Below are 18449 nucleotides of genomic sequence, written 5' to 3' on the forward strand. Positions count from 1 at the left end.
CGACTCGCTTTCTGCCGCCGACCGGGACGTCCCGACGGAACGTCCCGAGCGACTTCGTCCGCACGACGCCGGCAGTGACGCCCGCCGGCCCCGTTTCCGACGGACCGCAGATAGCGGGGCTCGGCGAGTTCTGGATCGGGTTCGGGTTGTCGACCGACGAACTCGAGGAGGGAGGGGTGACATCCTCCCCGTCGTAAACGACGGGGCTTCCCCAGCACGAGGAAACCCGGCCTGTTGCCGAGCAGGTTTCAGGACTGCCTCTCCCGAGGTCGGTGGAACGGGGTTCGTCCCTCGCTCGGGAGCGTCCTGTGGCACCGTCACGTGTGCTCCCATCCGCAAGCGAGTCATTGACGCCCGGTTTCTCAGGGCGTCTCTCTCCCAAGCGGTCATGCCTCGCGGCACGGTCGGTTCGATCACACTTCCCCGGCCCGTAGACCGGGTTCCCGTGCTGACGAACGACGCGAACCCCGCATCCGATGAACCGTGGTCCATCCGACCGTGGGAACCTTCGCCCCGGAAAACCCAGGACGTTGGTTTCAACGCGTCTCGTACTTCCGCGCAAGTGCCGAAAGCCGACGTAAACCTTGCAAATACGTACGATGCGGTGCGTACTAAGCGTTGGGGTTTCAGACCGGTCGGCGACGGTGGATTGAGTAGTCGAGTGATGCGATTCACGCCCGCCGTGAACGGCGGGATTCTCTCGCTGTTTAAAGATAGCACGGATTGGGGGCGTGTTCGAGGGCTGATCGTCAGCGGAGACAGCGACCGAACAACTCGGTTCGACACTCCACCAGCGCCTCCAGTGTTCCCTCCTCGAGCGAGGCGATGACCACGTTGTCGCCGACCGCGGGCGACGCACTCGTCCAGACGTCGCCGATTCGCTCCCGTAACTCGCCGGCTTCCCGGTCAACGGCGAACAGCGAGCTTCCGGCCACGTAAAGAGAGTCGCCGGCGACGGTCGGCACACTCCTGTAGATATGGTCGCCCTCTGAAGAGCCGGTTTCATCGATGGTCCAGACTGGATCGCCCGTGGCCGCGTCTCTAGCGACGAGTCGGTCCATCGCCGCGTAGTAGACGATGCCGTCGGCGACGGCGGCACCGGTGGGGACGACGGCGTCGTCGGCGTCCGTTCGCGTCCACTGTTGGTCCCCCGTTTCCGTCGAGAGGGCGGCGACGCCGCTCTCGTCGGCGTCGATCCCGACGAACACACGTCCCTCCCCGGCCGTCGGAGCACTGTAGACGGGGAAGCGCTCGCTCCACAATTCTGTCCCGTCAGCGGCGTCGACCGCCACGACTCCGCCACCACCTATCGCAGCGTAGACGATACCGTCGTCGACTGCCGGCGGGTAGACGAGGTGGTCGTCCCAGTCGTCGATCTCGTAACGCCAGCGCTCCTCGCCGTCCTCGAGGTCGATCGCGTAGAATTCGGGCTGGCTCTCCTCCCGTCCGTGACGATGAAAGCCGGTGTAGACGACCCCGTTGCCGACACCTGGCTGTGCGGCAATGGAACCGAGCTGGCCGTCGCCGACGTTGTCGAACCGCCAGCGTTCGGTTCCAGCGTCGTCGGTGTCGCCGCTCTCGAGAGCCACCAGTCCGTTCGCGGTCTGGAGCAACACAGCGTCGTCGACGATTGCGAGCGAATCGGTGTGACTGTGCGTTTCCTGCATCTGTGCGGTCGTGGTCGCGACGGTCGTCGTCCACTGGTGTGTACCCGTCTCGGCGTCGACCGCATCGAGGACGGCGGCCTGTTCGCCGTCATCGCGGTGTTCGGTGTACGCAAGAAAGACGGTTCCGTTGGCCATTACCGGCGAGCAATCCGGGCTGCCGAGGTCCGCGTTCGCGTCGTACCGCCACGCAGTCGTCAACGGCGGATCGGGGCCGTCGGTCCGCGTCGCCGTTCGAGCGTCGTCCCGGCCGCGCTGGGGCCAGGTGGCGTCGCCCGCTGGATCGGCGTATCGCGTCGAACACCCAGCGAGGACCGCGCTACCGCAGGCCGCGAGGAGCGTGCGTCTGGAGGGCATCGCTATCGACGTTCGGACACGCGGCTGATAAGTGTTGGCCGTCGATAAATAGACGGCTGCCCATCAACACGCCGCCCAGAGCGTCCCGACTTCGTCCTCGCGTTCGTCCACCCGTTCGACATCCTTTCGGAGGTCGAACGCCCGATACGTCTCCTCCTCGAGCAGCCGCTCTGCAAACGTCGCGGGGACGGTTACGCGCCGACGCTCGCCGTCGACGAGCAGGCCGTCCGGGCCGAACGAGAACTCGAGGTCGTAGCGGACGACGGGCTCGTCGTGATCTTCGAGAACCGGGTGGATTGCCTCGAGTACGTCCGCGACGTAGTCGAAGACCAGTTCCATTCCGGGCGTGTCGGCGGTCTCGAGATCGATTCGAACGGCCGGGGCGAGTCGCGTCTCCATCGTTTCGTCTCCCTCTTCACCTTCGAGTACGTCGATCCCTCGACCCTGCGGCGGCTGCTCGAGGTGAGTCCCTCGCCCCGCCGGGAGGGCGTCGGCGAGTGCTGTGTCGAGAGCGGCTGTGAGTTCCGGCCGAGAGCCGCGGTTCCGACGCCGGTAGATCACGGTGGCCGCGCCGAGCAGACCCAGCACCGCGAGTCCGGCCAGAAGACGGCCCGTTGGCTCGAGTCCGCCGTCGATCATTCCTGTGGGAGATCCACGGCGGATTCAGGTGACCGTTTCGTTTCGATTCGGCTGCCGTGGCACGGCTTCCAAGTGACCTGTTAACGGGCTGAAGCCGCTCGGAGCGTATTCCAAACGGTTTATGACCGTCGGTTGATTACCCCGGGACATGGCGAAGCAGCAAACCGAAGTTCGCGACCTCCAGGAAGGCAGCTACGTAATGATCGACGACGCACCGTGTAAGATCAACGGCTACTCCACCGCGAAGCCGGGGAAACACGGCAGCGCTAAAGCCCGAATCGAAGCCGAAGGCGTCTTCGACGGCAAGAAACGATCGCTCTCCCAGCCGGTCGACGCGAAGATCTGGGTCCCGATCATCGAGCGCAAACAGGGCCAGGTCGTCTCCGTCGACGGCTCCGACATGCAGATTATGGACTTAGAGACCTACGAGACGATCACGATGCGCGTCCCCGAGGACGCCGACCCCTCGCCCGATGAGAACATCGAATACCTCGAGATGGAAGACCAGCGAAAGATCATCTGATGTTCCCCGGGGCAACTGACGAACGCGGGGGGAGCAACGCCGGTGTGGCCCGCGAGGACGCGAACTTCGTGGTCGTCGGTGCGCCCCTGGACGCCACGACGACCTTTCAGCCGGGGACTCGCTTTGGCCCCCGGCGCATCCGGACGTTTGCGGAGACCTTCGACGATTACGACCGTCGAACGGACCAGTACTTCTCCGAACTCGACGTCGTCGATCACGGCGACGTTCGGGCCTGGGACGACGTTCCCGACTACCTCGAGTGGCTCGAGGGGACGCTGCGCGATATCGTTTGGGACGATGCCGTCCCTCTCCTTTTGGGGGGCGAACACACAGTCTCGCTTGCGGGCGTACGCGCCGCCGACCCCGAGGTGTTCGTCTGTCTCGACGCCCACCTCGACCTGCGCGACGACTACGACGGCAACGACCTCTCTCATGCCTGCGTAACCCGTCGCATTCTCGAGGACGAATCGGTCGAGGAAGCGATTATCCTGGGTGCGAGAACGGGCAGCGAGCCGGAGTGGGAGCGAGCGGCCGAAGACGACGTCACCGTCGTTGCGCCCGCGGATGTCGCCGATTTTACCTTCGGCGACCGTCTCGAGGGACGCGAAGTCTACCTGAGTGTCGACATCGACGGGGCTGACCCAGCCTACGCGCCCGGTACCGGGACGACGGAGCCGTTCGGCCTCGAACCCCGTGAGATGCGGGCGGTCGTCCGCGAGGTCGCCCCACAGGCGACGGCCTTCGACGTCGTCGAAGTCAACGACCGCGACGACGGCCAGGCCGCCTCGCTCGCGGGAAAACTCCTCCGAGAGTTCGTCTACTCGAGTGGAGCCGACTCGTCTTCCGCCTAACGGGTCGCCGCCGATCGGTGTTCGTTTCCTACCGGGACCAGCAGCGTTATACCAGTTCCCGCGACTCATCCGTGTATGTCGATCAGACCGTACGATCCGGCGTCGGATGCCGACACACTCTGGGAGCTGAAACGCGCTTTCGAGACTGGACTCGGCTCCGGGACCGGTGGCGAGCAGAAGGCAGCCACGTACGCCGCGAAGCTCACGGACGACTACCGTGAGGGATACCTCGAGTGGGTCGAACGTTGTATCGAGCACGACGAACGAAGCGTGCAGGTGGCTGTCGCGGACGACGGTGACGGTACCAGCGACGACCCCTCACCCGATCCGGTCGGCTACGTCTTCCTTTTGCCCGACACCCACGCCTATATCTGGGACGCCGCCGTCCTGAACGAGATTTACGTCCGCGAACAGTACCGCGGAACGGGTATCGCCGACGAACTGATGACTGCCGCCGTCGAAGCCGCTCGCGAGCAGGATCTCCCGCTCGAGCGACTCGTCCTCGACGTCGATCGGGAAAACGAGCGTGCGCAGGCGTTCTACGAGCGCCACGGGTTCGACCACTGGGGCGAGATGGTCGCTCGAGACCTCTGATCGCTGTATCCGCGGTTTCGGTCCGTCCGTCTCCGGTCACTACGCCGTTCTTTCTACCGGCCTGTTGGTCGAAACGTTCGTCACTGGAAATCCACAGAGTGACGGAGGAGAGTCGTGCGGTCGCAGTCGGTTTCCACCGGCGCAGCCCTTATCGGCGTCTGGGGGTTGTGCTATGGTATGACTTCTGCATCGTTGACCGAGTCACTGCAGGAAGTCCTCGCGCTCTTCGACGCGGGTGGGGCACCGCTGACGACGACGGAGGTCACCGAGCAAGTCAGCTGCGGCCATCAGAGTGCCGACGAGCGTCTGGAGCGACTCGTCGATCACGGCTGGCTCGAGACCAAGACGGTCGGTGGAAGTGGACGCGTGTGGTGGCGGCCGGCTGCGGCCGACGATAGCGAGGAGAAAGAGTCCGAACGGAGGCAGGGAACACAAACTGCCCGACCCAATCGCCAACGCGACGAACTCGAGGGTGAACTCGACGAGGTTCTCGAACGCATCTCGGATGGGTTCTACGCTCTCGACGAGAATCTCCGATTCCTGGTCCTGAACAGTCACGCGATGGACGTTCTGGGACTAGACGAGTCCGCAACCGGGACGGACATCCGCGATATAGTCACCCTCACCGACCCCTTCGAGAACGCACTGTCGAACGCTCTCGAAACGCAAGAGCCGGTCGTTCTCGAGGACTACTACGATCCGGTAGACAGGTGGTTCCACACCGCTATCTACCCATCGGAGTCGGGGCTGTCGGTGTACTTCCGTGAGATCACCGACCAGAAGAACCGCGAACGAAAACTGCAACGATACGAGAAAACGATCGAGACGATCTGGGACGGCGTCGTAACGCTCGACGACGACGACCGATTCGTGATGGTCAACGAGGCGTTCTGCGAGATGACCGGCTACGAACGCGAGGAGCTACAGGGTGCACCCGCGACGCTCGTCCACGACGAGACGATCATCGAGCGAGCCACGGCGACGACCGGGGACTCCCTCGGAGACGAACGGGAGTACGTGTCCCTCGAGTTCGAACTCGAAACTGCAAGTGATGAGACGATTCCGGTCGAAGGACGATTCGGCCCGTACGAACTCGCAGACGGGTCGGTCGGCCGGACAGGTGTCTTCCGCGACGTTACCGAGCGGAAAGAGCGTGAACGGGCGCTCGAGGAATCCGAGCGGCGGTACCGAACGCTCGTCGAGCACTTCCCCGACGGTGCCGTAGGTCTGTTCGACGAGGACCTGAAGTACACCGCTATCGGCGGCCGTCTGTTAGACGGCGTCGGCGTCGACGAAGCGGACCGGATCGGGAACAGCGTCTACGAGATCTATCCCGACGCTCTCCTCGAGGAAGTCGAGCCATACTTCGAGGCTGCCCTCGACGGTGAGTCGAACTCGTTCGAAGTCGAGTTCCACGACCGGTGTTTTCATGCCTACACCCTCCCGGTCAGACGCGCCGACGACGGGATATTCGGGGGAATGCTCGTCGTACAGGACGTCACCGAACGCCGGGAGTACGAGCGACAACTCGAGGAGTACCAACGATGGACCGAGACGCTCATCGAAAACTTCCCCAACGGTGTCGCCGCCCTCGTCGACGAAGACCTCCATTACGTCACGTTTGGGGGGACACCGGAGGGAGATGTAGACGCTTCGAGAGACGAACTCGAGGGGGCTCCGGTGCGTGAGGTGTTACCTCAACGACTGGCGAATATCGTTGTTCCACACTACGAGGCTGCGCTGAATGGCGATCCCTCGGAGTTCGAAGAGACGATCGACGACCAGGTCTATCAGTTCCGCTTCGTCCCGGTTCGAGACGACGATGGAGACGTCTTCGCCGCCACGGCGACGTCACAGGAGATCACCGAGCACAAAGAGCGCGAACGGGCGCTCGGACGGCGCGCTCGCCAGCAACAGGCCGTTGCCGACCTCGGACAGTTCGCACTCGAGACCGACGACCTCGACGAACTCATGTCCGAAACGGTCCAGCAGGTAGCGGACGTACTGGACAACGAGTACTGCAAGGTGCTCGATCTCCGTCCCGACGAGCAAGAGCTGTTGCTACGCGAGGGCGTCGGCTGGCACGACGGGATCGTCGGTGACGCGACGGTGTCCGCCGTCGAAGCAGACTCCCAGGCTGCGTACACTCTGGCCAACGATCACCCGATCGTCGTCGAGGATCTCGAGACGGAGACGCGGTTTAGCGGTCCCGATCTACTGCGGACCCACGACGTTCACAGTGGGATCAGTACCATCATCGGACCGTTCGGAGACGCGTGGGGTATCCTCGGTACTCACGACACCGACCGTCGAGCGTTCACCGACCAGGACGTGACCTTCGTCCAGAGCGTCGCCAACATCCTCGCTGAAGCCATCGAGCGCAACCAGTACCAGCAGGAACGCGAAGAACTGGTACGGGACCTCGAGAAGTCGAACGAGCGCCTCGAGGAATCGAACGAGCAACTCGAACGGTTCGCGTACGCCGCCAGCCACGACCTCCAGGAACCGCTGCGGATGATCTCGAGCTATCTCCAACTGATCGACCGTCGGTACCGAGACGCCTTCGACGAGGACGGCACGGAGTTTCTCGAGTTTGCTATCGACGGTGCCGACCGGATGCGCGACATGATCGACGGGTTGCTCGCGTACTCGCGGGTCGAAACAGCGGGTGATGCGTTCGAATCGGTCGACTTGAACGACGTTCTCGAAACGACTCGTGATGATCTACGGCTCCGAATCGAAGAGAGCGACGCCGAAATCACGGTCGACGACCTCCCGCGTGTCGAGGGCGACGCTGGGCAACTTCGTCAAGTGTTCCAGAATCTCCTGAGTAACGCGATCGAGTACAGCGGCGAACAACCACCCCAGATCGACGTCACCGCCGATCGCGAGGGCACCGACTGGGTTGTTTCGGTTCACGACGACGGGATCGGGATCGACCCGGACGAGCAAGAGCACATCTTCGAGGTGTTCGAGCGCCTGCACGCACATGGGGAGCACCAGGGTACCGGTATCGGCCTCGCGCTCTGTCAACGCATCGTCGAACGCCACAACGGCGAGATCTGGGTCGAATCCGAACCCGGCGACGGCACGATATTTCGCTTTACCCTTCCGGCCACTGAGACGTGACGGGCCGTGAGTTACGGTGGACTCATACGGTTTGCTGTCCGCCATTTCCGGCCCGACCGCGAGCCCGCCTGCGGTCGCGTCGGGACATCGGGACAACAGTCCGTACTACTCTTTCTCACTCTCACTGACCGGGACCGGGTTCGACTGCAGACACGCCCCGTCGTGCTCCGTCGAAGACGATCGACAGTTCGTACTGGTCACGCCCACGGTCTCCAATCGAGAAACACCGAGCATACAATCGGAGGTTTCTAGTCGGGCCAGCATCCTACACCCGACAACACGTGATGTCGGTTACGACGGTTATACGACGGACGACCGAGCTAGACGTTCTTCTCTTGACTGCCGGAATCTGGTTTCTCGCGAAGTTCATCCGGTATGCGTTTCCGCCACTCTTTGGTCTCTTTCAGAAGAGCTACGGCGTCTCGAACGCCGTCCTCGGAACGGCGTTTACCGGCTTCATGCTCGTCTACGCACTCATGCAGTTTCCTTCCGGCGTTCTCGCCGACCGACTCGGCTCCGTCACCGTCATCACGGCAGGCGTCCTCGTCGCGTCGATCGCGTCACTTACTCTGGTCGTCGACTCCCCGTTCGTCGTGCTCGTCGTCGCGATGCTGCTCATGGGCGCAGGCACCGGAGCACACAAGACTGTCGCCGTCCGACTGCTCTCTCGAGCGTATCCAGCCCGGACCGGTCGGGCACTCGGCGTGTTCGATACGCTCGGCACGTTCGGTGGCGTGGTCGCGCCCGCGGCCGTCGTCGCCGTCGCCGGGATGACGTTCGCCCTCGGTGAGAGCTGGCGACTGGTCTATCTGGCTGCTGGCATCGTCGGTCTCGGATTTTCCGTGGCGTTCTGGCGACGCGTTCCGGCACGAGTCCCCGACGACGAAACCAGCGGCGGTGCAACTTCTCTGACCGTCGGAATTGCCGAACTTCGACGATACACACCGCTGTTTTTCGACTGGCGGTTCTCCGTTTTCGCACTGCTGACTGTGTTGTTCGCGTTTACGTACAACGGCCTGGTCGCGTTCGCCCCGCTGTATCTGACCGACGAGGCCGGACTCACGGAGACGACGGCAGGGCTGCTGTACAGCGGTCTCTTTCTTGCGAGTCTCGTCCAGTTGGTAACGGGCGAACTTAGCGATCGACTCAGCCAACTGCCGATCATTGTCGCGACCCTCGGCCTCGCGACGCTCTCGCTGGTCGCGTTCGTCTCACTGACCGGATCGGTCGGTCCGGTCGTCCTCGGAAGCGCACTCGTCGCCGCTGGGATCGGTGCTCACGGGTTCCGCCCCGTCAGGGGAGCCTACCTGATGTCCGTGCTCCCCGACGAAGCAGCGGGTGGTGGACTGGGTGTCGTCCGGACTCTGCTGATGGCTGCCGGAGCCGTTGCACCCGCTATCGTCGGCGTCCTGTCCGAACACGTCGGGTTTCGGCCGACATTCTGGCTGCTCGCGACGTCTGTCGGGGGTGCCACGCTACTGGCGCTCGGTCTCCTGGTCGCTCGACCGCAGACTCGTTGCGCCACAACCGTCGACTGACGAGTTGACCCGGCCCAGACCGGGCTCGACCCAGCAGTTGACACTACCGGCCAGCGTTATCGTGAGAACTCGCCGCGTCCGTGTGGCCACTTTTTTCGGTGACTTCTTTCCGACAGTATCGGCCGTATCCCGCCCCTAGTGGCGGGCCAAGCCTGAACTGATGGGTCGAATCTGGCGGTGTCGCTCGATTCGACCCGTCAGTCGACGGTTGGGACGGTACTAGCCGAATCTCTCGACAACATGCAGTGCCGGTCGGACGCGAGTGCAGGATGCCGTCGTCGACAGTAGGAGTGACGGGTTTCTCACCGTCACCCATCCGGATCGTGGCGTCGACGCGAGACGACCGAGAGGCTGACGCCGAACGTACCCCGACTCGAGGAGTGACGTGCTGTCAGAACGCTCGCTTTATTTTCTCGAAGAACCCGTCGGCGACCTCGATCTCGTCGCCACCGGCTTCGGCGAAGGCCTCGAGAGCTTCGCGCTGGTTTTCGTTCAGGCTCTCGGGGGTGACAACCTGGACCTGCACGTGGAGGTCGCCGTCGCCGCGCCCGCGCAGGCGAGGCATTCCCTTGCCCTCGAGGCGGAACGTCTCACCGCTTTGAGTGCCGGCAGGAATTTCGAACTCTGCGGCACCGTCCAGGGTCGGCACTTCGACGGTGTCGCCGAAGGTCGCCTGTGGGAACGAGACTGGAAGCCGGTACCGGAGATCGTCTCCTTCGCGCTCGAACTCCTCGTGCTCGCGGATCGAGACGTCGATCAGCAGGTCGCCGTTCGGCCCGCCGTCGGGGCTCGGTGCGCCCTCACGTTCCATCCGCAGGGTCTGGTCGTCCTGAATACCGGCAGGGACTTCGACGGTCAGCGTCGCCTCGTTGCGGACGTACCCCTCGCCGCGACACTCACTGCAAGTCTCGGAGTAGAGCGTCCCCTCTCCCTCACAGCGCCGACACGTCGTCGTCTGCTGGACGCGCCCGAGCGGCGTCTGCTGCACCTGCCGCTTCTGGCCGTGACCTTGACACTCCGGACAGGTCCGGGCGTCTGCATCGGGCGGATGGCCCTCGCCGTGACACGCCGAACAGGCCTCGGGTCGCTCGATCGTAAACTGCTTTTCGACGCCCGAGTAGGCCTCCGCTAAGTCGATCTCGAGTTCGGTTCGGAGATCACGGCCCGACCGCTGGCGACGGCCCCGGCCACCGCCACCGAACACCTGCTCGAAGATGTCGCCGAGCCCGCCACCCATGCTGCCACCGCCCATCCCACCAAACGGGTCGCCGCCCATCCCGCCAGCGCCAGTACGGTCGCTCGCGTCGAAGCCGTGTTTCTCGGCCTGCTCGTATCGCTCGTGACCCATCCGATCGTAGGCCTGGCGTTTCTCTTCGTCGGTGAGAACCTGCTTGGCTTTCTGGATCTTCTTGAACTTCTCTTCGGCGTCAGGGTCGTCGCTGACGTCCGGGTGGTATTCGGTGGCCTTCTCCCGATAGGCCTGTTTGATTTCGTCGGTGGAGGCGTCCGAACTCACACCGAGTACGTCGTAGAAATCCTCGCTCATTCGTTGTCCACCGGTAGTCCATTGAGCCACTTGAAACGAACGCTCGATGGTCGACTCGGCGAGAACGCACGGCCTAACTGACTAGCGGCTGAAACAAACTGTCCGCTTCCGACAGTGTCGAACTCGGGGCGTTGCTTCCGACCGAAGACTGGCGTTTTGCACGACTTACTGTAGTCAACTCCCGTTGATCGCCAGAACGGGGTCGGTGATCTGCGGTAACTAGTACTCCGCCAAGCGTCGACTGCTGCGTGAACCCAGACGACCGCATTCGGTTTCACCCATCAGTTCAGGCTTGGCCCGCCACTAGTACTGTCCCAAGTCTACTCTGACTAGGGCACTCCACTTCTGATCGAGAATCGTGATCGGTTTTGGCCAACTCTCAACTAGTCGGTCCATGCTTGGGATAGTACTAGTACCGTCCCAACCGTCGACTGACGGGTCGAACCGAGCGACACCGCCAGATTCGACCCTTCAGTTCAGGCTTGGCCCGCCACTAGTGACAACAATCCGTATGAGACGGACTGCTGTACCGCTTTACCGGCGCGACCCCAGGAGGGCTCGCGGTCGTGCCGGAGCTGACGGACAGCAAACCGCCTCCGTTCACGCGTTACTCGTCGTCGTCTTCCTCGAAGTCGACGTCTTCGAAGTCGGCATCGACGTACTCCTCGTCGTCGGCATCTGCACCGGCCGCGCCGGCACCGGGGTTCGGGCCACCGCCCATCCCGCCCATATCACCCATGCCGCCGGGACCCGCTCCTGCAGCGCCGCCGGCTGCGCCGCCAGCAGCGCCGCCGGCACCCGCTGCGCCCTCGGCCTGCTGGTAGACTTGCTTCCCGATCTCCTGCAGTTCCGTGCTCAGGTCTTCGGTCGCCGCCTCGATCGCCTCGGCGTCGGCATCGTCGTCGTCGATCGTCGCCTCGAGGTCTTCGACTGCCGCCTCGATCGATTCGCGGAGTTCGGCGTCGACCTGTTCGTCGTTCTCCTCGAGGAGTTTCTCGGCGCGCTGGATCGTCGCCTCGGCCGTGTTGCGGGCCTCGATTCGCTCGCGGCGTTTCTGGTCCTCTTCGGCGTGTTCTTCGGCTTCTTGCTGCAGGCGGTCGATCTCGTCGTCGGAGAGACCGGCACCACCTTCGATGGTGATCTCTTCGCTCTCGCCGGAGCCTTTGTCCTCGGCGGAGACGTTGACGATCCCGTTCTCGTCGATCGAGAACGTGACCTCGATCTGGGGTGTTCCGGCTGGTGCCGGCGGGATGCCGGTCAAGTGGAACTCACCGAGCAGTTCGTTTTCCTCGGCGATCTCGCGTTCACCCTGGAAGACCCGTACCTGGACGGTCGTCTGGTTGTCCGCCGCGGTGGTGAAGATCTTCGACTCCTCGGTCGGGATCGTCGTGTTCTTCTCGATCAGACGCTCGAAGAGACCGCCCTTGACCTCGATGCCCAGCGAGAGAGGCGTCACGTCGAGCAAGACGATATCGTCGACTTCGCCGCCGAGGACACCACCCTGGATCGCCGCGCCAAGTGCGACGGCCTCGTCGGGATTGACGTTTTTCTGTGGTTCCTTTCCGGTGAGTTCCGCGACCTGTTCTTCGACCTGTGGCATCCGCGTGGAGCCACCGACGAGCAGCACTTCGTCGATGTCGTCTTTCGAGTACCCGGCGTCCTCGAGTGCCTGCTCGGTCGGGTCGACGGTGCGCTCAATGAGGGCCTCGCTCAGCGACTCGAACTTCGCGCGAGTGAGCGACTCCTCTAAGTGGATCGGGCCGTCGTCGGTTGCGGTGATAAAGGGGAGGTTGATCTCGGTTTCCTTGCGCGAGGAGAGTTCGATCTTGGCTTCCTCGGCGGCGTCTTTCAGACGCTGCAGGGCCTGTCGATCCTCGCGGAGGTCGATTCCGTGTTCGGCCTCGAAGGTCTCGGCGAGCCAGTCGATGATCGCCTGGTCCCAGTCGTCGCCACCGAGGTCGTTGTCACCGTTGGTGGCGACGACCTCGTAGACGCCGCCGCCGAGATCGAGAATAGAGACGTCGAAGGTGCCGCCCCCGAGGTCGTAGACGAGGACGGTCTGGTCGGATTCGTCGTCGAGGCCGTAGGCCATCGACGCGGCGGTCGGCTCGTTGACGATGCGCTCGACCTCGAAGCCGGCGATCTCGCCGGCGTCTTTGGTCGCCTGGCGCTGTCGGTCCGAGAAGTACGCAGGGACCGTGATGACGGCCTTCTCGACCTCGTCGCCGAGGTACTCTTCGGCGTCGTGTTTGATCTTCTGGAGGATCATCGCCGAAATCTCTTCGGGCGTGTACTCCTCGCCCTCGATCTCGACGGTGTAGTCCTCTTCCCCCATGTGACGCTTGATGGACTGAATCGTCTTCTCGGGGTTCTGGACGGCCTGGTTCTTCGCGGGCTTCCCGACGAGTCGCTCGTCGTCGTCGGTGAAGGCGACTATCGAGGGCGTCGTCCGTTCACCCTCGGCGTTGGCGATGATCTCCGGATCGCCGCCTTCCATCACTGCGAAGGCACTGTTCGTCGTTCCGAGGTCGATTCCGAGAATCTTGTTGCTCGCCATTATGGGGGGTATTGTGCGCACTTTGTTTTAAGCGTTACTAGCCAGATCGACGAGGCGAATAAAAACCCACAGCACCGCTCATACGGTTTGCTGTCAGTCATCTCCGGCGCGACCCCAGGAGCGCTCGCGGTCGCGCCAGGACATCGGTACAGCATTCTGTATCAGTAGTCCATACCGCGACCGCCGAGTGGCGGGCCGATACGACACAACAGGACGCGACGCCGATTCCCGTTCGACGAGCGGCTGCGGCGGGACCGGTGATCTTTTGCTCGCGCCACGAGGTCGTTCACTCATGACCGATCCAGCTGACGACGGGACGGAGGACCGACTCACCTACGCCGACACCGGCGTCGACATCGAGGCCAGCGAGAACGCCACCGCAGCGCTGCTCGAGGCCTTCGGGAGCGACCTCACGACAGAGTACGCAGGGCTGATCGACATCGGCGATCGCTACCTGGCACTCGCAACCGACGGTGTCGGCACGAAACTGCTCGTCGCCGAGGCCATCGAGGAGTTCTCGACGATCGGCATCGACTGCATTGCGATGAACGTCAACGACCTCGTCGCCGCGGGCGTCGAACCCGTCGGCTTCGTCGACTACCTCGCGATCGACGACCCCGACGAGACCATCACCAACGAGATCGGCGAGGGTCTCGCGGTCGGTCTGGAGGAAGCCGACCTGACGATGCTCGGCGGCGAGACCGCGGTGATGCCCGATGTCGTGCAGGGCTTCGACCTCGCGGGAACCTGTGCTGGTCTGGCAGCGAAAGACGAACTTCTCGAGGGCGAGGCCGCCGTTGGGGACACGCTGGTCGGGTTCCCATCGAATGGCATCCACTCGAACGGGCTCACCCTAGCACGCGAGGCCGTCACCCGCGATCACGAGTACACCGATCCGTTCCCGTACGACGACGAGCGCACGATCGGCGAAGAGCTGTTGCGTCCGACCCGAATCTACACGGACCTGCTCGAGTCGATGCACGACCACGGCGTCCGTGCGGCGGCTCACGTCACTGGCGGCGGGTGGACGAACCTCCTGCGGATGGGTAAGTACGAGTACGCGATCGACGATCCGTGCCCGGCCCAGTCGGTCTTCAAGTTCGTTCAGGAAGAGGGCAACGTGACCGACGAGGAGATGCACCGAACGTTCAACATGGGCACCGGTTTCGTCGTCGCCGTCCCCGAGGAACGAGCCGACGACCTCGTGGCCGAGACCGACGGCCGGATCATCGGTCACGTCGAGGACGGGCGTTCGGTGGAGATCCGCGGTCTTTCGCTGTCCTGAGACACTTCCTGTAACTGGGAACGGAGTGATTCGGTTCCCGACTCGAGAGCGATCAGCTCTCGGCCGACGCGTCGTCGCTCTCCCGCAGATCGTCCAGTTTGGCAAGTAAATCGCTGATTGTTGGCCGGTCGAACGTCGAGTTCCGGCTCCTCACCGCGGCGGTCGACGACCGCGACCTCGGGCATCCGGTCGAAGAAATCGCTCATCCAGCCGAGAATACCTGGCCGGACGGACTGAGCGTAGTTCTCGCCGACCGATACGTCCGCGTCTGCAAGCAGGGGGACGGAAGGTCGTAGTTGGCCTGCCACTCCGCGACGCGCTCGCGCGGTTCGGGACCGATCGAGACCGTTCGGTGTCTCGCTCGCGGAAGTCGTCGATCCTGTCGGCTAGATCCTGAACTGAACCTGACGCCGGCAGTTCGTACAGTAGTAGTCCCGCTGGAAGAACAACACCGCGAAGTCGACGGTCGCCGGCAGGTCGGCGAGCGAGAACGGGTCCGGTCCGGGACCGACGTTCGGGAGCGGGAAGTCCTCCGGCTCCCTCGATTCGGTGGTCGTACGTCTCTTTCGGTGCCGATTGCAAAGCCGCTGTCTCTCCGCCGACAGTCACCCGTCGCCGTCGTCGAACTGCCTCCCGATCTCTCTTTTTGTCTCTGCGATCACCTGTCGCTCGGCCCGACACATCGCCCGGACCGCCTCGTCGGTGTACTCGAGCGAGACGCTCGGCAGACTGGCAGTGAACCGGCCGCCGAGCACGTCACCGGGATCGACCTCGACCACGAACGCGAACGCCTCTCGGTGTCGCTGCAACGGATCGGTAAATGGGAAGGCCTCGTCGACGAGATCGGTCGCCTCTCCCGCGTCGAACGCCGCCCTGGCTGCCGGCCAGAACCGCTTTTCCGGCCGCTGGACGATCGGCTCGACCCCGTCTCGGAGCCGCTGCAGTCGCTCGAGCGTCGCCTCCTCGATAGCTCGTCGCTTCGACGGCTCGGCCTGGGGAGCGAGCGCCGCCACGTACCCGTCGCGCTCGAGTAACTCGTCGGCGACGGCGTCGACCGGTTCACCGCTATCGACGCACTCGAGGACGAGCCGGAACTGTTCGACCGATCGTCGCCGGTAGGTATCTAGCTCCGGCTCGACGACGGCCCGCTCGAGAGCATCGGCGTTTCGGCGGAGTTTGTCGACGACGATTCCACCGGCTCCGAGCCCCGTCCCCTCGAGGGCGCGAGCGACGCTGAACTCCCGTCTGGTCGTCTCGATGGTGTCGTTTACGAACGTCTCGAACCCGCTTTCCGCGGCCGTTCGGGTCATTCGACTCGCTCTGTGTTCAGGACGGAATCGGCTTGAAGCTTCGCCAGTATTCGTAAGCATATTTTTATTGCGATGTCGTGTACTCGAGGTCGAGTCGTGTCCGTCACGCAACTCCGTGCGGCGCTCGTCGGCTACCTGCCCCAGCTGCCCCGATCGGGGTTTCTGAGCGAGTATCGCCTCGAGTCCGATCCCCGGATTCACTTCGCGCTCAACTGCGGGGCCGAGAGCTGTCCGTTGATAGGCCGTACGATCCGGCGACCGTCGACGAGGCACTCGACGACTCGACGCGAGTCCATCTCGAGCAGACTGTCGAATACGATCCCGATCGCGAACGAGTCCGGGTCCCGCGGCTCTGTCTGTGGTTCGTCGGCGACTTCGGCGGCCGGTCCGGACTGTACGCGTTCCTCCGGGAGTACGAGCAACTCCCCGAGGAGACGAGGCCGTCGCTGCGGGTCGACGGGTACGACTGGACGAAAACGCCGCGGGCGTTCGCCGGCTGATGGCTGGACCGGGTTTCGATCGAGCCTTCGTGACGGTTCGCTATCGGTCGGCTTCGGTGTCGGACGTCTGTTCGGCGGTCGCCGACCGAATCGCGTCGTACTCCTCGTCGCCGTAGGCGATGAACCGGACGTCCTCGAGTGTCTCCGGTTCGGACGCTTCGATCTACTCGCCGATTATCTCGGCACCCTCGAGCAGGTCGAACCCAGCGACGCCACAGCCCAGCGCCGGCAGAACGAGCGACTCGCAGCCGAGTTCGTCCGCCGTCTCGAGCGCGTTCTGGGTCGCGTCGCGGATGCTCGCCTCGGTCGCCTCACCGTCGCCGTAGTGTGGCATCGCCGCCGCGTGGATGACGCGGCCCGCGTCCAGGTCGTAGGCGTCGGTGACGGCGACCTCGCCCAGATCCACTGGTCCGCTCTCCACCGCTTCCTCGTTGATCTCCTCGCCGGCGGCCCGCCCGAGCGCGCCGGCGACGTCCGAGCCCATCCGGAGACTGGTTCCGGCGGCGTTGACGAACGCGTCGGCGGACTGTTCGGCGATGTCTCCCTGAACGATGTCGAACTCCATACGCGCGAGTACGACCGCGATCAGGGTGAAAGTACACCACGCAGTCGTTCTGTCACCTGCTGTCGAACTGGACGACGCGCAGACACTCACGATGGGAGAGGCTTCTCAACGTCTTCAGCTGACCAAAACCCTTTTAGATTTAGGCTCACCTAACTCATCGTAATGGACGTACCCGCCCGCAGGCAGGATTCCGATGCCGACGAACCCGAGGAGCCCTCGGCAGTCGTGACCAGCCACGAAACTCGTCCCGGCAACGTCGTCTTTACCGAACGCGACAACACCGACGGCTGGATCGCGACTGATCTGACCGTCGAGGTCGACCGCTAGTACTCCGCCAAGCGTCGACTGATGCGTGAACCCAGACGACCGCATTCAGTTTCACTCATCCGTTCAGGCTTGCCAAAGCACTAGTACCGTCCCAACCGTCGACTGACGGGTCGAATCGAGCCACGCCGCCAGATTCGACCCATCAGTGCAGGCTTGGCCCGCCACTAGACGATACGGCCCTCCAGCGCCGAAATCGAGCCACGACCGGTTCGTCTCTCGAACACTGGTGTAGCTTGCTGTACCGACATCCGGTGTCTCCGCTTCCGGTCGCGGGCGTACCGACGACTCCAACAACCCGTCTGCGCAGTTCACCACGCAACTCCCTCGAGATGCACTCCTGACCGTCTGACTCTTCGTCGGCGTGAGTTACAGCCGCCGTGAAAAACACTCGGTATCGGTCTCGGTCCGTCAACTCAGGCCAGAGACGCCACCCGACCACTCGCCAGCCGCACGCGACTCCTTACTTCGTCGCTTCCTCGAGCACCAGCGTGTCGTCCTCGAGGTAGTGTTCGAAGTGGTGGGCGTCTTCCTCGAGTTCGACGAGGATCTCGCGGAGGAGTTCGGCCGTAGCGTAGTCACCGAGGTTGTCCGCGAGTTCGATGCTCCCACGCATCGACTCGATGATGTCGCCGTACATCTCGAGGTCGTTTTCGAGCATCGTTCGAACGTCGTAGACGTCCTCGCCCTCGAACTCGACGGTCGCGCGCTGCTCTTGGTTCGTCGGGCCGGAAACGGGGACGCCGCCGAGCGCCTGGGCGCGTTCGGCAACGACGTCTGCACCCTCTTCGACGTGCTCGTAGGCCTCCTCGAGGAACTCGTGCAGCGGCAGGAACTCGGCACCCTCGACTACCCAGTGGTGTTTCTTGAGCTGGTGGTACAGCACGTACGAGTTCGCCAGTTCCGTGTTCAGCGCGTCGACGATCTGTTCGGCTTTCTCTTGGTCGAGACGAAGGTCGTTGTCCTCGACAGTGTCTGCTGACTGGCGGACGGTCTGCTGTTTACTCATAGCAATTCAGTGTATGCCGCCGAACTACTTAAAGCCTTCCCATCGGAGAAGATTTTTT

Annotated in this window: 14 protein-coding genes and 1 pseudogene; 8 read left to right on the forward strand and 7 right to left on the reverse strand. The window is 63.5% G+C overall.

What is annotated here, in order from left to right; all coding sequences use genetic code 11:
* Nucleotides 1–749: 749 nt before the first annotated feature.
* Both NATGR_RS15600 and NATGR_RS15605 read right to left on the reverse strand, forming a co-directional pair.
* Nucleotides 750–2021 carry a PQQ-binding-like beta-propeller repeat protein gene (locus NATGR_RS15600; RefSeq protein ID WP_005581058.1) on the reverse strand — a complete coding sequence of 424 codons (1272 nt, stop codon included), beginning with the start codon at nucleotides 2019–2021 and terminating at the stop codon, nucleotides 750–752.
* 63 nt (nucleotides 2022–2084) lie between these two features.
* Nucleotides 2085–2660: a hypothetical protein gene (locus NATGR_RS15605; RefSeq protein WP_005581060.1), complete on the reverse strand. Its 576-nt coding sequence runs from the start codon at nucleotides 2658–2660 to the stop codon at nucleotides 2085–2087.
* Nucleotides 2661–2808: 148 nt separating this feature from the next.
* On the opposite strand from NATGR_RS15605, the gene NATGR_RS15610 reads away from it, so the two are divergent.
* The 5 genes from NATGR_RS15610 (at nucleotide 2809) to NATGR_RS15630 (ending at nucleotide 9295) form a co-directional block, all read left to right on the forward strand.
* Nucleotides 2809–3183 carry a translation initiation factor IF-5A gene (locus NATGR_RS15610; protein WP_005581061.1) on the forward strand — a complete coding sequence of 125 codons (375 nt, stop codon included), beginning with the start codon at nucleotides 2809–2811 and terminating at the stop codon, nucleotides 3181–3183.
* The gene (gene speB, locus NATGR_RS15615; protein ID WP_005581062.1) at nucleotides 3183–4034 is read left to right on the forward strand and encodes an agmatinase; all 852 of its coding nucleotides are present in this window, start codon (nucleotides 3183–3185) and stop codon (nucleotides 4032–4034) included. The genes NATGR_RS15610 and speB overlap by 1 nt, the downstream gene beginning before the upstream one ends.
* A gap of 75 nt (nucleotides 4035–4109) precedes the next feature.
* Nucleotides 4110–4628, forward strand: coding sequence for a GNAT family N-acetyltransferase (locus tag NATGR_RS15620; RefSeq protein WP_005581064.1), 519 nt, complete (start codon nucleotides 4110–4112; stop codon nucleotides 4626–4628).
* A gap of 177 nt (nucleotides 4629–4805) precedes the next feature.
* On the forward strand, nucleotides 4806–7757 hold the full coding sequence (locus NATGR_RS15625; protein WP_005581066.1) for a PAS domain S-box protein: 2952 nt from the start codon (nucleotides 4806–4808) through the stop codon (nucleotides 7755–7757).
* 284 nt (nucleotides 7758–8041) lie between these two features.
* Nucleotides 8042–9295: an MFS transporter gene (locus NATGR_RS15630; RefSeq protein WP_005581068.1), complete on the forward strand. Its 1254-nt coding sequence runs from the start codon at nucleotides 8042–8044 to the stop codon at nucleotides 9293–9295.
* A 391-nt stretch (nucleotides 9296–9686) separates the two neighbouring features.
* On the opposite strand, the gene dnaJ is transcribed toward NATGR_RS15630, so the two are convergent.
* Nucleotides 9687–10841, reverse strand: coding sequence for a molecular chaperone DnaJ (gene dnaJ, locus NATGR_RS15635; protein WP_005581069.1), 1155 nt, complete (start codon nucleotides 10839–10841; stop codon nucleotides 9687–9689).
* 607 nt (nucleotides 10842–11448) lie between these two features.
* Nucleotides 11449–13398 carry a molecular chaperone DnaK gene (dnaK, locus tag NATGR_RS15640; protein WP_005581070.1) on the reverse strand — a complete coding sequence of 650 codons (1950 nt, stop codon included), beginning with the start codon at nucleotides 13396–13398 and terminating at the stop codon, nucleotides 11449–11451.
* Between the two features lie 292 nt (nucleotides 13399–13690).
* Between dnaK and purM the strand changes: the two genes are divergently transcribed.
* Together purM and NATGR_RS20005 are read left to right on the forward strand one after the other, a co-directional pair.
* A complete protein-coding gene (gene purM, locus NATGR_RS15645) occupies nucleotides 13691–14683 on the forward strand; it encodes a phosphoribosylformylglycinamidine cyclo-ligase (protein WP_005581071.1) in 993 nt (330 codons plus the stop codon).
* Nucleotides 14684–14781: 98 nt separating this feature from the next.
* Nucleotides 14782–14979: a hypothetical protein gene (locus NATGR_RS20005; RefSeq protein WP_005581072.1), complete on the forward strand. Its 198-nt coding sequence runs from the start codon at nucleotides 14782–14784 to the stop codon at nucleotides 14977–14979.
* A gap of 309 nt (nucleotides 14980–15288) precedes the next feature.
* Here the strand turns inward: NATGR_RS20005 and NATGR_RS15655 are convergent, their stop codons facing one another.
* Both NATGR_RS15655 and NATGR_RS15665 read right to left on the reverse strand, forming a co-directional pair.
* A complete protein-coding gene (locus tag NATGR_RS15655; protein WP_005581073.1) occupies nucleotides 15289–15993 on the reverse strand; it encodes a hypothetical protein in 705 nt (234 codons plus the stop codon).
* Between the two features lie 540 nt (nucleotides 15994–16533).
* Nucleotides 16534–17058: pseudogene (locus NATGR_RS15665) on the reverse strand (macro domain-containing protein).
* A gap of 162 nt (nucleotides 17059–17220) precedes the next feature.
* Here NATGR_RS15665 and NATGR_RS20010 point away from each other — a divergent pair.
* Complete coding sequence (locus NATGR_RS20010) at nucleotides 17221–17385, forward strand: DUF7331 family protein (protein WP_005581078.1); 165 nt, start codon at nucleotides 17221–17223, stop codon at nucleotides 17383–17385.
* Between the two features lie 460 nt (nucleotides 17386–17845).
* Here NATGR_RS20010 and dpsA read toward each other — a convergent pair whose 3' ends face one another.
* Complete coding sequence (dpsA, locus tag NATGR_RS15670; protein ID WP_005581080.1) at nucleotides 17846–18391, reverse strand: DNA starvation/stationary phase protection protein DpsA; 546 nt, start codon at nucleotides 18389–18391, stop codon at nucleotides 17846–17848.
* Between the last annotated feature and the right edge of the window lie 58 nt (nucleotides 18392–18449).

Origin of the sequence: Natronobacterium gregoryi SP2, assembly GCF_000230715.2 — an archaeon.
Classification (GTDB): Archaea; Halobacteriota; Halobacteria; order Halobacteriales; family Natrialbaceae; genus Natronobacterium; species Natronobacterium gregoryi.

What these genes read in the sequence shown, in the direction of transcription:
- dnaK (WP_005581070.1), bottom strand. Translation starts at nt 13,398, where the DNA reads ATGGCGAGCAACAAGATTCTCGGAATCGACCTCGGAACGACGAACAGT.
- NATGR_RS15605 (WP_005581060.1), bottom strand. Translation starts at nt 2,660, where the DNA reads ATGATCGACGGCGGACTCGAGCCAACGGGCCGTCTTCTGGCCGGACTC.
- NATGR_RS15655 (WP_005581073.1), bottom strand. Translation starts at nt 15,993, where the DNA reads ATGACCCGAACGGCCGCGGAAAGCGGGTTCGAGACGTTCGTAAACGAC.
- purM (WP_005581071.1), top strand. Translation starts at nt 13,691, where the DNA reads ATGACCGATCCAGCTGACGACGGGACGGAGGACCGACTCACCTACGCC.
- NATGR_RS15630 (WP_005581068.1), top strand. Translation starts at nt 8,042, where the DNA reads ATGTCGGTTACGACGGTTATACGACGGACGACCGAGCTAGACGTTCTT.
- NATGR_RS20010 (WP_005581078.1), top strand. Translation starts at nt 17,221, where the DNA reads ATGGACGTACCCGCCCGCAGGCAGGATTCCGATGCCGACGAACCCGAG.
- NATGR_RS15620 (WP_005581064.1), top strand. Translation starts at nt 4,110, where the DNA reads ATGTCGATCAGACCGTACGATCCGGCGTCGGATGCCGACACACTCTGG.
- NATGR_RS15600 (WP_005581058.1), bottom strand. Translation starts at nt 2,021, where the DNA reads ATGCCCTCCAGACGCACGCTCCTCGCGGCCTGCGGTAGCGCGGTCCTC.
- speB (WP_005581062.1), top strand. Translation starts at nt 3,183, where the DNA reads ATGTTCCCCGGGGCAACTGACGAACGCGGGGGGAGCAACGCCGGTGTG.
- NATGR_RS15610 (WP_005581061.1), top strand. Translation starts at nt 2,809, where the DNA reads ATGGCGAAGCAGCAAACCGAAGTTCGCGACCTCCAGGAAGGCAGCTAC.
- NATGR_RS15625 (WP_005581066.1), top strand. Translation starts at nt 4,806, where the DNA reads ATGACTTCTGCATCGTTGACCGAGTCACTGCAGGAAGTCCTCGCGCTC.
- dpsA (WP_005581080.1), bottom strand. Translation starts at nt 18,391, where the DNA reads ATGAGTAAACAGCAGACCGTCCGCCAGTCAGCAGACACTGTCGAGGAC.
- dnaJ (WP_005581069.1), bottom strand. Translation starts at nt 10,841, where the DNA reads ATGAGCGAGGATTTCTACGACGTACTCGGTGTGAGTTCGGACGCCTCC.